The sequence below is a fragment of the Burkholderia stagnalis genome (assembly GCF_902830275.1).
Lineage (GTDB): Bacteria > Pseudomonadota > Gammaproteobacteria > Burkholderiales > Burkholderiaceae > Burkholderia > Burkholderia stagnalis.
The window spans coordinates 155,561-168,985 of record NZ_CADESW010000009.1 but is presented as its reverse complement, the minus strand read 5'-3'; the positions used below and the strand labels follow the sequence as shown (position 1 = coordinate 168,985).

Annotated in this window: 13 protein-coding genes; 12 read left to right on the top strand and 1 reads right to left on the bottom strand. The window is 66.2% G+C overall.

Annotated features, from left to right (window positions below; all coding sequences use genetic code 11):
* The first annotated feature begins 7 nt into the window (after nucleotides 1-7).
* Nucleotides 8-466, top strand: coding sequence for a DUF4149 domain-containing protein (locus HWY45_RS17905; protein ID WP_059566924.1), 459 nt, complete (start codon nucleotides 8-10; stop codon nucleotides 464-466).
* Between the two features lie 43 nt (nucleotides 467-509).
* Here HWY45_RS17905 and HWY45_RS17900 read toward each other — a convergent pair whose 3' ends face one another.
* Nucleotides 510-1,037, bottom strand: coding sequence for a YhbY family RNA-binding protein (locus HWY45_RS17900; protein ID WP_059566925.1), 528 nt, complete (start codon nucleotides 1,035-1,037; stop codon nucleotides 510-512).
* A gap of 177 nt (nucleotides 1,038-1,214) precedes the next feature.
* Between HWY45_RS17900 and HWY45_RS17895 the strand changes: the two genes are divergently transcribed.
* From HWY45_RS17895 to phoR, 11 genes are all read left to right on the top strand, one after another.
* Nucleotides 1,215-1,877 (top strand): RlmE family RNA methyltransferase, encoded by a 663-nt coding sequence (locus tag HWY45_RS17895; protein ID WP_059885492.1) that lies wholly within the window; start codon nucleotides 1,215-1,217, stop codon nucleotides 1,875-1,877.
* A 165-nt stretch (nucleotides 1,878-2,042) separates the two neighbouring features.
* Nucleotides 2,043-3,938: an ATP-dependent zinc metalloprotease FtsH gene (ftsH, locus tag HWY45_RS17890; RefSeq protein WP_059885494.1), complete on the top strand. Its 1,896-nt coding sequence runs from the start codon at nucleotides 2,043-2,045 to the stop codon at nucleotides 3,936-3,938.
* Nucleotides 3,939-4,014: 76 nt separating this feature from the next.
* Entirely contained in the window at nucleotides 4,015-4,908 is an 894-nt protein-coding gene (gene folP, locus HWY45_RS17885; protein WP_124759513.1) for a dihydropteroate synthase, read from the top strand.
* Between the two features lie 24 nt (nucleotides 4,909-4,932).
* The gene (gene glmM / locus HWY45_RS17880; RefSeq protein WP_059566929.1) at nucleotides 4,933-6,288 is read left to right on the top strand and encodes a phosphoglucosamine mutase; all 1,356 of its coding nucleotides are present in this window, start codon (nucleotides 4,933-4,935) and stop codon (nucleotides 6,286-6,288) included.
* Between the two features lie 416 nt (nucleotides 6,289-6,704).
* Entirely contained in the window at nucleotides 6,705-7,739 is a 1,035-nt protein-coding gene (gene pstS / locus HWY45_RS17875) for a phosphate ABC transporter substrate-binding protein PstS (protein ID WP_059566930.1), read from the top strand.
* A gap of 94 nt (nucleotides 7,740-7,833) precedes the next feature.
* Entirely contained in the window at nucleotides 7,834-8,820 is a 987-nt protein-coding gene (pstC, locus tag HWY45_RS17870; RefSeq protein ID WP_059566931.1) for a phosphate ABC transporter permease PstC, read from the top strand.
* Nucleotides 8,817-9,710: a phosphate ABC transporter permease PstA gene (gene pstA / locus HWY45_RS17865; RefSeq protein WP_059811003.1), complete on the top strand. Its 894-nt coding sequence runs from the start codon at nucleotides 8,817-8,819 to the stop codon at nucleotides 9,708-9,710. Before pstC ends, pstA begins: the two co-directional genes overlap by 4 nt.
* A gap of 15 nt (nucleotides 9,711-9,725) precedes the next feature.
* On the top strand, nucleotides 9,726-10,574 hold the full coding sequence (gene pstB, locus HWY45_RS17860; RefSeq protein WP_059566934.1) for a phosphate ABC transporter ATP-binding protein PstB: 849 nt from the start codon (nucleotides 9,726-9,728) through the stop codon (nucleotides 10,572-10,574).
* 18 nt (nucleotides 10,575-10,592) lie between these two features.
* Entirely contained in the window at nucleotides 10,593-11,297 is a 705-nt protein-coding gene (phoU, locus tag HWY45_RS17855; RefSeq protein WP_059566935.1) for a phosphate signaling complex protein PhoU, read from the top strand.
* Nucleotides 11,298-11,330: 33 nt separating this feature from the next.
* Complete coding sequence (phoB, locus tag HWY45_RS17850) at nucleotides 11,331-12,032, top strand: phosphate regulon transcriptional regulator PhoB (RefSeq protein WP_059566937.1); 702 nt, start codon at nucleotides 11,331-11,333, stop codon at nucleotides 12,030-12,032.
* Between the two features lie 58 nt (nucleotides 12,033-12,090).
* Nucleotides 12,091-13,410: a phosphate regulon sensor histidine kinase PhoR gene (gene phoR / locus HWY45_RS17845; RefSeq protein WP_059811004.1), complete on the top strand. Its 1,320-nt coding sequence runs from the start codon at nucleotides 12,091-12,093 to the stop codon at nucleotides 13,408-13,410.
* Nucleotides 13,411-13,425 lie beyond the last annotated feature (15 nt).

The window sequence follows — 13,425 nt, the reverse complement described above, 5'->3', positions numbered from 1 at the left end:
CGACACGATGCCGCATCGCGTGTTCCGCCTGCTGTCGGCCGTCTGGGTCGGCAGCCTGCTGACGATCGGGTATGCGGTCGCGCCGGTGCTGTTCAATTCGCTGGAGCGGATGACGGCCGGTTCGGTCGCCGCCCAGTTGTTCCGCATCGAGGCGATCCTCGGCGCGGTGTGCGGCGTGCTGCTGCTCGTGCTGTCGAACCAGCAGGTGCGGCGCGGCTGCGACGAATACCGCCGCGTGCGCTGGATCCTCGCGGCGATGGTCGGGTGCGTGCTGGTCGGGTATTTCGCGCTGCAGCCGTTCATGAACGCGCTGCGCGTGGCCGCGATGGAAGCGGGCACCGACATTGCGCATTCGGCCTATGCGGGCCGCTTCGGGATGCTGCACGGCGTGTCGAGCCTGTTCTACCTGGTCGAAAGCGTGCTCGGGCTGATGCTGATCTGGAAAATGCCGGCGCGCGACGCCTGAGCATCGCGCGAGCCGGCAGGCAGGCGCTGCGCGCCCGGCAGGATTACTTGTCCTGGAACGGCCGCTTGGTGCTCGCCTGGCGCTTTTTCGCGCGCTTGACGGTGCCGCCCGCGGTCACGCGCTCGTTGCCGCGCACCGTGACCTTCGTCGGCTTCGGCCGGCGCACCGGGCTCGCGTTCGGCGACACCTTGACGACCTTCACGGTGCGCGGCGCACGGCCCTTCTTGTCGGCGGCGGCTTCGCCCGCGCTCGGCAGCGCGCTGCCGCGGCGGCCGCGAACGGGCGCCGGCGCGGCTTCCTCGGGCTTCCAGATCACGAGCAGCTTGCCGATATGCTGGATCGGCGCGGCGTTCAGGCGGTCGCAGATCTCGTCGTAGATCGCAACGCGCGCGTCGCGCTCGTCGCCGAACACGCGGATCTTGATCAGCTGGTGCGCGGCGAGGTGCACCTTGATTTCATTCAGGACGGCGTCGGTGAGCCCTTCGGCGCCGATCAGCACGACCGGCTTGAGCGCATGGGCCTGGGAGCGCAGCGCGGAGCGCTCGGCGGGGGTAAGCGAAAGGGCGGGCATGGAATGTCGAATTCAAAATAAGGGCGCGCAACACCGGCATAAGCCGCGTCAGCCACGCGCCGAAACCACGTAAAATCGCGGCTTGGGCCTGGGTGGGCCTCAGCCGCGCGAAGAAGACGCGTATTATCCGCCAAAAGCGCGGCTTCACGAAGCAAATGGCAGCAATCTCTCTCTCGAATGGCAAAGAATCGCTTTAACCAGCACTGGCTGCACGACCACATCAACGATCCGTACGTCAAAATGGCGCAGCGGGAAGGCTATCGCGCGCGCGCCGCGTACAAGCTGAAGGAAATCGACGAGCAGGACAAGCTGATCCGTCCGGGCCAGGTGATCGTCGACCTCGGCGCGGCGCCGGGCAGCTGGAGCCAGTACGCGCGCAACAAGCTCGCGCAGGGCAAGAAGCGCGACGCGACGCGCGAAGGCGGGATCGACGGCACGATCGTCGCGCTCGACATGCTGCCGATGGAGCCGATCGCCGACGTGAATTTCATCCAGGGCGACTTTCGCGAGGACGAGGTGCTGCATCAGCTGGAGGCCCTGCTCGAAGGCCGGCCGGTGGACCTTGTAATTTCCGACATGGCCCCCAACCTGTCGGGGGTCGCCTCTGCGGACGCGGCGCGCATCGAGCACGTGTGCGATCTCGCGCTCGATTTCGCGCAGAATCACCTGAAGCCGGATGGCGCGCTGCTGGTGAAATGCTTCCACGGCAGCGGCTACAGCCAGATTGTCGAGAAATTCAAACAGCAGTTTAAGATTGTCGCGCCGCGCAAGCCCAAGGCGTCCCGCGACAAATCGTCCGAAACGTTCATCTTGGGGCGGCACCTGAAGCATCCGCGCTGACGCGGAGCCGGGGCCGCAAACGGGCTCCGGCCCTTGCCAGGCAAGCCGTTGGCTATTGCAGCGGTTGTCAATGCTTATGGCGGGGGTGGTCGGACTGGATTAGAATGACCGAGGGGCGCCGCAAGGAAAATGTAGGCGCTCGTCTACGAGTGAAGGAGTGGTGCTTTGAACAACAATATGTTTTCGAAGGCAGCAGTGTGGCTGGTGATCGCACTGGTGCTGTTTACGGTGTTCAAGCAGTTCGACAAGCCCCGCGTCCAGGAAGGCGTGTCCTATTCGCAGTTCATGGACGACGCCAAGAACGGCAAGGTCAAGACTGTCGTCGTGCAGGGGCGCAACCTCACCGTCACTCCGGCTGATGGCCAGAAATACCAGATCGTGTCGCCCGGCGACATCTGGATGGTCGGCGATCTGATGAAGTATGGCGTGCAGGTCAGCGGCAAGGCCGACGACGAGCCGAACGCGCTGATGTCCGCGCTGTACTACCTCGGGCCGACGATCCTGATCATCGGCTTCTGGTTCTACATGATGCGGCAGATGCAGGGCGGCGGCAAAGGCGGCGCGTTCTCGTTCGGCAAATCGCGTGCGCGGCTGATCGACGAGAACAACAACGCGGTCAACTTCTCCGACGTCGCGGGCTGCGACGAAGCGAAGGAAGAAGTGTCCGAGCTGGTCGACTTCCTGCGCGATCCGCAGAAATTCCAGAAGCTGGGCGGTCGCATTCCGCGCGGCGTGCTGCTCGTCGGCCCCCCGGGTACCGGCAAGACGCTGCTGGCTCGCGCGATCGCGGGCGAAGCGAAGGTGCCGTTCTTCAGCATCTCGGGTTCCGACTTCGTCGAAATGTTCGTCGGCGTCGGCGCGGCCCGTGTGCGTGACATGTTCGAGCAGGCGAAGAAGCATGCGCCGTGCATCGTGTTCATCGACGAAATCGACGCGGTCGGCCGCCATCGTGGCGCCGGCATGGGCGGCGGCAACGATGAGCGCGAGCAGACGCTGAACCAGATGCTCGTCGAGATGGACGGCTTCGAAGCGAATTCGGGCGTGATCGTGATCGCCGCGACCAACCGCTCGGACGTGCTCGACAAGGCGCTGCTGCGTCCGGGCCGTTTCGACCGCCAGGTCTACGTCGGCCTGCCGGACATCCGCGGCCGCGAGCAGATCATGCGCGTGCACCTGCGCAAGGTGCCGATCGCGAACGACGTCGACGCGGCAGTCATCGCGCGCGGCACGCCGGGCTTCTCGGGCGCGGATCTCGCGAACCTCGTGAACGAGGCGGCGCTGTTCGCCGCGCGTCGCGGCAAGCGGATCGTCGAGATGCAGGACTTCGAGGACGCGAAGGACAAGATCTTCATGGGTCCGGAGCGCAAGTCGGCCGTGATCCGCGAGGAAGCGAAGCGCGCGACCGCGTACCACGAGTCGGGCCACGCGGTGATCGCGAAGCTGCTGCCGAAGGCCGACCCGGTGCACAAGGTCACGATCATCCCGCGCGGCCGTGCGCTGGGCGTGACGTGGCAGCTGCCGGAGCACGACAACGAGACGTATTCGAAGGATTACCTGATGGATCGCCTGGCGATCCTGTTCGGTGGCCGTGTCGCCGAAGAGCTGTTCATGAACCTGGTCAGCACCGGCGCGTCGGACGACTTCAACAAGGCGACGCAGACGGCGCGTGCCATGGTGGCTCGCTTCGGCATGACCGATGCGCTTGGCCCGATGGTGTACGTCGACGACGAGAGCGACAACGGCCCGTTCGGCCGCGGCTTCACGCGTACGATCTCGGAAGCGACGCAGCAGAAGGTCGACGGGGAAATCCGCCGCGTGCTCGACGAGCAGTACAACCTCGCTCGCCGCTTGCTGGAAGAGAACCGCGACAAGGTCGAAGCGATGACCGCCGCGCTGATGGAGTGGGAGACGATCGACGCCGACCAGATCAACGACATCATGGAAGGCCGTCCGCCGCGCTCGCCGAAGAGCTCGCCGGCTGTCGGCGGCGATGCGTCGTCGGGTGGCAGCGGCACCGAAGTCAAGCCGGGCAACGCACCGGCGCCTGCTTCGCCGGCATAAGTTCCGCTGTTGTACCGTTCACGGGCTGGTGTGGCTTCACACCGGCCCGTTTTGCATTCATTCACCCCAGTCGCTCGTGTCCGATCCCGCTTCCTCCGCATTCATTCCCGCGCCGCTCCAGTGCGGCCGCTTCACGCTGACGTTCGAACGCCCGCTCGTGATGGGCATCCTCAACGCGACACCCGATTCGTTTTCCGACGGCGGCCGCTTCCTCGCCCGCGAAGATGCGCTGCGCCAGGCCGAGCAGATGCTCGCCGACGGCGCCGACATCCTCGACATCGGCGGCGAATCGACCCGCCCGGGCGCGCCGCCGGTGCCGCTCGACGAGGAGCTCGCGCGCGTGATCCCGCTGATCGACGCGCTGCGCCCGCTGAACGTGCCGCTGTCGGTCGATACCTACAAGCCGGCCGTGATGCGCGCGGCGCTGGCCGCCGGCGCGGACCTGATCAACGATATCTGGGGCTTCCGGCAAGACGGCGCGATCGACGCCGTGCGCGACGGCAACTGCGGGCTGTGCGCGATGCACATGCTCGGCGAGCCGCAGACGATGCAGGTGCACGAGCCGGACTACGGCGACGTCGTCACCGAGGTGCGCGATTTTCTCGCGGAACGCGCGCAAGCCCTGATGGACGCCGGCATCGCAGCGGAGCGAATCTGCGTGGATCCGGGCTTCGGATTCGGCAAGGCGGTGGTCGACCACAACTACGCGCTGCTCGCCGCGCTGCCCGACACCACGCCCGCGCGGCCCGACGGCCGGCCGTACCCGATACTCGCGGGGATGTCGCGCAAGTCGATGCTCGGCGCGGTGATCGGCGGCAAGCCGCCGATGGAGCGCGTCGCGGCAAGCGTCGCGGCCGCGCTGTGCGCGGTGGAGCGGGGCGCCGCAATCGTGCGGGTGCACGACGTCGCGCCGACGGTCGACGCGCTGAAGGTCTGGATTACCGTGCGCGGGGCCGCACGGCATCGATAAGTCAGAACAGGAGGAAGATTCTTTATGGGACGTCGATATTTCGGCACGGACGGCATTCGCGGCACCGTCGGCGAGGCGCCGATCACGCCCGATTTCGTGTTGCGGCTCGGCTATGCGGCGGGCAAGGTGCTGGCCGGCTCGGCCGACGTCGCGCCGGGCGCGCGCCCGACGGTGCTGATCGGCAAGGACACCCGCGTGTCGGGCTACATGCTCGAGGCGGCGCTGGAGGCCGGCTTTTCCGCGGCCGGCGTCGACGTGATGCTGGCCGGCCCGATGCCGACGCCGGGCGTCGCGTACCTGACGCGGGCGCTGCGCCTGTCGGCGGGCGTCGTGATCAGCGCGTCGCACAATCCGTATCACGACAACGGCATCAAGTTCTTCTCGGCGGACGGCAACAAGCTGCCCGACGAAACCGAGGCCGCGATCGAGGCGTGGCTCGGCAAGCCGCTCGAATGCGCGCCGTCGGACGGCCTCGGCAAGGCGCGCCGCCTCGACGACGCGGCCGGCCGCTACATCGAGTTCTGCAAGAGCACGTTCCCGGCGGCGTTCGACCTGCGCGGCATGAAGCTCGTCGTCGACTGCGCGCACGGCGCTGCCTACCAGATCGCACCGCACGTGTTCCACGAGCTCGGCGCGGACGTGATCCCGATCGGCGTCGCGCCGAACGGCTTCAACATCAACGACGGTGTCGGCGCGACCGCGCCCGACGCGCTGGTGCGCGCGGTGCGCGCGAATCATGCCGATCTCGGCATCGCGCTCGACGGCGACGCGGACCGCCTGCAGGTGGTCGACGCGAACGGGCGGCTGTTCAACGGCGACGAGCTGCTGTACGTGCTGGTCAAGGATCGCATCGCAACTAACGGTCAAGTCGAAGGGGCGGTGGGAACACTGATGACGAATCTCGCCGTCGAAGTCGCTTTGCAGCGCGAGGGGGTGAAGTTCGTCCGCGCGGCGGTCGGCGACCGCTACGTGCTCGAGCAGCTGCGCGAGCATGGCTGGCAGCTTGGCGCGGAGGGGTCGGGGCACATCCTGTCGCTCGATCGGCATACGACCGGCGACGGCATCGTGTCGGCGCTGCTGGTGCTGGCGGCGCTCAAGCGCAGCGGCCGCACGCTCGCGCAGATGCTCGAAGGCGTTACGCTGTTCCCGCAGAAGCTGATCAACGTCAGGATGAAGCCGGGCGCGGACTGGAAGGGCCATGCATCGATCCGCTCCGCGATCGACGCCGCCGAGCAGGCGCTGGCCGGCAGCGGCCGCGTGCTGATCCGTGCATCGGGCACCGAGCCGGTGCTGCGCGTGATGGTCGAGGCGCAGCAGGCGGCAGATGCGAGCCGCCATGCGGAGGCCATCGCCGACGCGGTGCGCGCCGCAACCGCCTGACACCGACCGGCGGCGGCACGCGTTGGCGTGCCCGCCGCCGGCGCGCTGTCGGTCGTCGGCATCGGATCCTCGTCCGGTGCCCGTGACCGTCTCAACGATGCCTGCGGCTGCGATCCGCACGGCAACCCCTTCCGACCCTGCAATCGCGCCGTCCTGCCGCGTCAAACAGGTTCCGATCAGCCGCCGCCTTGCCGGCGCAACGGCCTTTCCCTGCATCGGCCGCTTCTCCCCGCCGGGCTTCATCGCCCGCGCGCCCGCCGCGGGCCGCGTCCCGACACGCGAATTTCACGGTGCCTGATCGCCTTTCAAGTAGTCATGTTACTGTCACGCCAGTTTCATCGATTGTCACATTACCGTCATGAGCAGCCCCTAACCTTCGCGGTGCCGTAGTCATCCGCTCACACACTGGAGGTCTCATGAAATTGATGCAAACCGCGATTGCTGGCCTGGCTGGCGCGCTTTTCGCCGTTGCCGCGCATGCCGCCGACATCACGGGCGCAGGCAGCACCTTCGCCATGCCGATCTATACGAAATGGGCTGCCGATTACCAGCAGGCCGGCGGCGCGAAGATCAACTACCAAGGCATCGGTTCGTCGGGCGGCCTGAAGCAGATCATCGCGAAGACGGTCGATTTTGCCGGTTCGGACGCCCCGCTGAAGGACGAGGATCTCGCCAAGGACGGCCTGTTCCAGTTCCCGACGGTGGTCGGCGGCGTGGTGCCGGTCATCAACGTGCCGGGCGTGAAGGCCGGTGAACTGGTGCTGTCGGGCGCGGTGCTCGGCGACATCTACCTCGGCAAGATCAAGAAGTGGAACGACCCGGCGATCGCCGCGCTGAACCCGAAGGTCAAGCTGCCGGATACGGACGTCGCGGTGGTGCGCCGCGCCGACGGCTCGGGCACGAGCTTCATCTGGACGAACTACCTGTCGAAGGTCAACGACGAATGGAAGTCGAAGGTCGGCGAAGGCACGACGGTCAACTGGCCGACGGGCACGGGCGGCAAGGGCAACGACGGCGTCGCGGCATTCGTGCAGCGTCTGCCGGGCGCGATCGGCTACGTCGAATGGGCGTACGCGAAGAAGAACAACATGGTCTACACCGCGCTGAAGAACTCGACGGGCACGGTCGTCGAGCCGAAGACGGAAACCTTCAAGGCGGCGGCTGCCGGCGCGAACTGGTCGAAGTCGTTCTACCAGATCCTGACGAACCAGCCGGGCAAGGAAGCATGGCCGGTCGTCGGCGCGACGTTCGTGCTGCTGCACGCGAAGCAGGACAAGCCGGAGCAGGGCGCGGAAACGCTGAAGTTCTTCAGCTGGGCGTTCAAGAACGGCGAGAAGGCGGCTGACAGCCTCGACTACATCTCGCTGCCGCCGGCAGTCGAAGCGGAAATCCGCAAGCAGTGGAAGGCCAAGGTGACGGACGCAGCCGGCAAGCCGGTCGCGGCGGAGTAAGCGTCACAGCGGTTCGCTGCCCGGTCGCGCCGGCCGGGCAGCGTGTGCGGTAAGGCCGGGCGTCATGGCGCCCGGCATTCAAAAGCAGGCACCCATGTCTGATATTTCGTACGCATCTTCCCGGTCTGCCGGCCCCGCGCAGCAGCGCGCCCCGGGCCGCCTCGGGGATATCCTGTTCGGCAGCCTCGCCCGGCTCGCCGCCATCGTCACCCTGCTGCTCCTCGGCGGCATCATCGTCTCGCTGATCGTCGCGTCGATGCCGACCATCCAGAAGTTCGGCCTCGGCTTCCTGTGGCATGCCGAGTGGGATCCGACGGTCGACAACTTCGGCGCGCTCGTACCCATCTACGGCACCATCGTGACGTCGCTGATCGCACTGCTGATCGCCGTGCCCGTCAGCTTCGGCATCGCCCTGTTCCTCACCGAGCTGGCGCCCGTGTGGCTGCGCCGTCCGCTCGGCATCGCGATCGAACTGCTCGCCGCGATCCCGTCGATCGTCTACGGGATGTGGGGGCTGCTCGTGTTCGCGCCGATCTTCGCCAATTATTTCCAGAAGCCGATCGGCCGCCTGTTCGAGAACGTGCCCGTGCTCGGCCCGCTGACCGCCGGCCCGCCGATCGGCATCGGCATCCTCGCCGCCGGCGTGATCCTCGCGATCATGATCATCCCGTACATCGCATCGGTGATGCGCGACGTGTTCGAGGTCACCCCCGTGCTGCTGAAGGAATCGGCATACGGGATCGGCTGCACGACCTGGGAAGTGATGTGGAAGATCGTGCTGCCCTATACGAAGACCGGCGTGATCGGCGGCGTGATGCTCGGCCTCGGCCGTGCGCTCGGCGAAACGATGGCCGTGACGTTCGTGATCGGCAACACGAACCTGCTCGACAACGTATCGCTGTTCTCGCCGGGCAACAGCATCACGTCGGCGCTCGCGAACGAGTTCGCCGAGGCGTCGCCCGGCCTGCATACGTCGGCGCTGATGGAACTGGGCCTGATCCTGTTCGTGATCACCTTCATCGTGCTGGCGATCTCCAAACTGCTGCTGCTGCGTCTCGAGAAAGGAGAGGGCAAGAAATGAGCGAGCCCGTACTGAACTTCCCGGGCCCGGACGGCGCCGTGCTCGACGCAATGCGCAGCCGCCTGCAGCGCAAGCGCAAGATCACCAACGCGATCGCGCTCACCGCGTCGCTCGGCGCGATGCTGTTCGGCCTGATGTGGCTCGTGTGGATCCTCTACACGACACTGCACCTCGGCATCGGCGGCCTGTCGCTGCAGCTGTTCACCGATTCGACGCCGCCGCCGAACACGGCGGGCGGCGGCCTGGCGAACGCGATCGTCGGCAGCCTGCTGCTGGTCGGTTTCGGCACGCTGGTCGGCACGCCGATCGGCATCCTCGCGGGCGTGTACCTCGCCGAGTACGGGCAGAAGAACGTGCTCGCAAGCACGATCCGCTTCATCAACGACATCCTGCTGTCGGCGCCGTCGATCGTCGTGGGCCTGTTCGTCTACGCGCTCGTGGTCGCGAAGTCGGGCCGCTTCTCCGGCTGGGCCGGCGTGATCGCGCTCGCGCTGCTGCAGATTCCGATCGTGATCCGCACGACCGAGAACATGCTGAAGCTCGTGCCGAACGCACTGCGCGAGGCGGCCTTCGCGCTCGGCACGCCGAAGTGGCGGATGATCCTGAAGATCACGCTGCGCGCATCGGTGGGCGGCATCATCACCGGCGTGCTGCTCGCGGTCGCGCGGATCGCCGGCGAAACGGCGCCGCTGCTGTTCACCGCGCTGTCGAACCAGTTCTTCTCGCTCGACATGAGCCAGCCGATGGCGAACCTGCCGGTCACGATCTTCAAGTTCGCGATGAGCCCGTTCGCGGAATGGCAGTCGCTCGCATGGGCGGGCGTGTTCCTGATTACGCTCGGGGTGCTCGGACTCAACATCCTGGCGCGCTCGATCTTCTCGAAAAAGTAACGGCGGAGCAATCCGATGAATATGGCAGAGAGCCACCTGAATCCCATCGAACGCGTCGCGGCGCCCGCAGGGTCGCACGGCACGGCGGACGGCCGCCCGCTTGCGCCGCTGAATGCGAAGATCGAGGTCAACAACCTCAACTTCTTCTACAGCAAGTTCCACGCGCTGAAGAACATCAACCTGAGCATTCCCGAAGGGAAGGTGACGGCGTTCATCGGCCCGTCGGGCTGCGGCAAGTCGACGCTGCTGCGCACGTTCAACAAGATGTACGCGCTCTATCCGGAGCAGCGCGCCGAAGGCGAGATCATGATGGACGGCGAGAACCTGCTGACCACCAAGCGCGACATCTCGCTGCTGCGCGCGCGGATCGGCATGGTGTTCCAGAAGCCGACCCCGTTCCCGATGTCGATCTATGACAACATCGCGTTCGGCGTGAAGATGTTCGAGAAGCTCACGCGCTCGGAAATGGACGACCGCGTGGAGTGGGCGCTGACCAAGGCCGCGCTGTGGAACGAAGTGAAGGACAAGCTGAACCAGAGCGGCTACGGCCTCTCGGGCGGCCAGCAGCAGCGTCTGTGCATCGCGCGCGGCATCGCGATCCGTCCGGAAGTGCTGCTGCTCGACGAGCCGTGCTCGGCGCTCGACCCGATCTCGACGGGCCGCATCGAGGAGCTGATCGCGGAGCTGAAGAGCGACTACACGGTCGTGATCGTCACGCACAACATGCAGCAGGCGGCGCGCTGCTCGGACTACACGGCCTACATGTACCTGGGCGAGCTGATCGAATTCGGCGAAACCGAAAAGATCTTCATCAAGCCGGTACGCAAGGAAACGGAAGACTACATCACCGGCCGCTTCGGTTGATGACGGAGAACAACAGCCATGTCGGATAAACATTTGTCGAGCCAGTTCGACGCCGATCTCAACGCGGTGTCGTCGAAAGTGCTGGAGATGGGCGGGCTCGTCGAGGCGCAGATCATCGGCGCGATGCACGCGCTCAACGAATTCGACCGCGACGCGGCCGAGAAGGTGATCGCGAACGAAGACATCCTGAACACGATGGAAGTCGACATCGACCAGGAGTGCGGCAACATCATCGCGCGCCGCCAGCCGGCCGCGCGCGACCTGCGTCTCCTGATGTCGATCTCGAAAACGATCACGAACCTCGAGCGCGCGGGCGACGAGGCGGAGAAGATCGCGAAGCGCGTGCGCCGCCTGATCGACGAGCCGATCGCGCGCACGGTCAACATCGCCGAGATCAAGGTGTCGGGCGAGATGGCCGTGACGATCCTGCGCCGCGCGCTCGACGCGTTCGCGCGTCTCGACACGGTCGCCGCCGCGCAGATCGTCAAGGACGACAAGGAGATCGACCAGGAATTCCGCGCGTTCGTGCGCAAGCTCGTGTCGTACATGCAGGAAGACCCGCGCACGATCTCGGTCGGCCTCGAATACCTGTTCATCGCGAAGGCGATCGAACGGATCGGCGATCACGCGAAGAACCTCGCCGAATTCATCATCTATATCGTGAAGGGCACCGACGTGCGGCACCAGCCGCGCGACACGCTCGATCGCGAAGCCAACAGTTGAGCGCCTGCGCTCGAGACGAACCAAGAGGTGCCGATGCCCAGCAACATTCTCGTCATCGAAGACGAACCCGCGATATCCGAATTGATCTCGGTGAATCTCCAGCATGCCGGACACTGCCCGATCCGCGCGTACAACGCGGAGCAGGCGGCGAACCTGATCAGCGACGTGCTGCCCGATCTCGTGCTGCTCGACTGGATGCTGCCGGGCAAGTCCGGCATCGCGTTCGCGCGCGACCTGCGCAATAACGAGCGCACGAAGCATATCCCGATCATCATGCTGACCGCGCGCGGCGACGAGCAGGACAAGGTGCTCGGCCTCGAGATCGGCGCGGACGACTACGTGACGAAGCCGTTCTCGCCGAAGGAACTGATGGCGCGCATCAAGGCGGTGCTGCGCCGCCGCGCGCCGCAGCTGACCGAGGACGTCGTGTCGATCAACGGGCTGCGTCTCGATCCGGCCACGCACCGGGTGGCCGCGCACGCGGAAGGCAGCGAGATCAAGCTCGATCTCGGGCCGACCGAGTTCCGCCTGCTGCACTTCTTCATGACGCATCCGGAGCGCGTGCACAGCCGCACGCAGCTGCTCGACCAGGTGTGGGGCGACCACGTGTTCGTCGAGGAGCGCACCGTCGACGTGCATATCAAACGATTGCGCGCGGCATTGAAACCGGCCGGCTGCGACGCGATGATCGAAACGGTCCGCGGCAGCGGCTACCGGCTCGCGAAGCACGCGTGACGCACGAGCGGTGCGCGCTGCGCCGCGCCAGGCTTTTCAACTTTTCGGACGCTGAATCATGAACATCATCTGGGCGCGCTTTCTGGTGTCGCTCGTGTTGCTCGTGCTGATCAGCGTACTGGTCGGCTTCTTTGCCGGCCCGACCGCGGGGCTCGTGTTCGCGGTCGTGATGCTGGTCGCCCAGGGCTTTTTCGCCACGTTCCATACGCAGCAGCTGTGGCGGCTGCTCGACGCGCCCGTGTATGGCGAAGTGCCGAGCGCGCCGGGCATCTGGGGCGAAATCTATTACCGGCTGCACAAGCTCGCGAAGCAGTGGCATGCGCAGGTGCGCCAGGTCGAGCAGCAGCATGCGCGCTTCATCCAGGCGATCCAGGCGTCGCCGAACGGCGTCGCGATGCTCGACGACCGCGACCAGATCGAATGGTGCAACGCGATCGCCGAGGTGCATTTCGGCCTCGATGCGAAGCGCGACCTGCGCCAGCACATCACGAATCTCGTCAGGCATCCGGATTTCGTCCGATACCTGAATTCGCAGCACTACGAGGAGACGCTCGTGATGCACGGGATGGGCGGCGCGCGGCAGAACGTGCTCGCGGTGCAGGTGTTCCCGTACGGCGAGAATCGCAAGCTGCTGCTGACGCAGGACATCACCGAGCTCGAGCGCACCGACGCGATGCGGCGCGACTTCGTCGCGAACGTGTCGCACGAGCTGAAGACGCCGCTCACCGTGCTGTCGGGCTTCCTCGAAACGATGCGCGAGCTGCCGCTCAACGAGGAGGACCGCGCGCGCTACCTCGACCTGATGGATCAGCAGGCGTCGCGGATGCATCACATCGTCACCGACCTGCTGGTGCTCGCGAAGCTCGAGGGCGAAAGCAAGCCGGCCGTGGATCGCCCGGTCGACATGCGTGCGGTGTTCGACCATCTGAGGGAAGACGCGCAGACGCTGTCGAACGGGCATCACGCGATTTCGTTCGCGCTCGACGAGACGCTCGCGGTGGCCGGCGCGCAGACGGAGATCTTCAGCGCGTTCGCGAACCTCGTCACCAACGCGATCCGTTACACGCCGGAAGGCGGCAGGATCGCCGTGTCGTGGCGGCGCGAAGCGTCGCAGGCGGTGTTCTCGGTGACGGACAGCGGGTTCGGCATTCCGGCCGCGGACCTGCCGCGCCTGACCGAGCGCTTCTACCGCGTCGACCGCAGCCGTTCGCGCGACACGGGCGGCACCGGGCTCGGGCTCGCGATCGTCAAGCACGTGCTGCAGCGGCACGACGCGCACCTGTACATCCAGAGCGAGGAAGGGCGCGGCAGCACGTTCACCGCACGCTTCCCGGCGCTGCGCACGGTCACCGTGAAGCCGGCGGCGTACGAGGCCTGATCGCGGTTCGGCAGC

Excerpts from the sequence above, each read along its gene's own strand:
- HWY45_RS17905 (WP_059566924.1), top strand. The coding sequence starts at position 8 with ATGCCGCATCGCGTGTTCCGCCTGCTGTCGGCCGTCTGGGTCGGCAGC.
- HWY45_RS17900 (WP_059566925.1), bottom strand. The coding sequence starts at position 1,037 with ATGCCCGCCCTTTCGCTTACCCCCGCCGAGCGCTCCGCGCTGCGCTCC.
- HWY45_RS17895 (WP_059885492.1), top strand. The coding sequence starts at position 1,215 with ATGGCAAAGAATCGCTTTAACCAGCACTGGCTGCACGACCACATCAAC.
- glmM (WP_059566929.1), top strand. The coding sequence starts at position 4,933 with ATGGGACGTCGATATTTCGGCACGGACGGCATTCGCGGCACCGTCGGC.
- pstS (WP_059566930.1), top strand. The coding sequence starts at position 6,705 with ATGAAATTGATGCAAACCGCGATTGCTGGCCTGGCTGGCGCGCTTTTC.
- pstC (WP_059566931.1), top strand. The coding sequence starts at position 7,834 with ATGTCTGATATTTCGTACGCATCTTCCCGGTCTGCCGGCCCCGCGCAG.
- pstA (WP_059811003.1), top strand. The coding sequence starts at position 8,817 with ATGAGCGAGCCCGTACTGAACTTCCCGGGCCCGGACGGCGCCGTGCTC.
- pstB (WP_059566934.1), top strand. The coding sequence starts at position 9,726 with ATGAATATGGCAGAGAGCCACCTGAATCCCATCGAACGCGTCGCGGCG.
- phoU (WP_059566935.1), top strand. The coding sequence starts at position 10,593 with ATGTCGGATAAACATTTGTCGAGCCAGTTCGACGCCGATCTCAACGCG.
- phoB (WP_059566937.1), top strand. The coding sequence starts at position 11,331 with ATGCCCAGCAACATTCTCGTCATCGAAGACGAACCCGCGATATCCGAA.
- phoR (WP_059811004.1), top strand. The coding sequence starts at position 12,091 with ATGAACATCATCTGGGCGCGCTTTCTGGTGTCGCTCGTGTTGCTCGTG.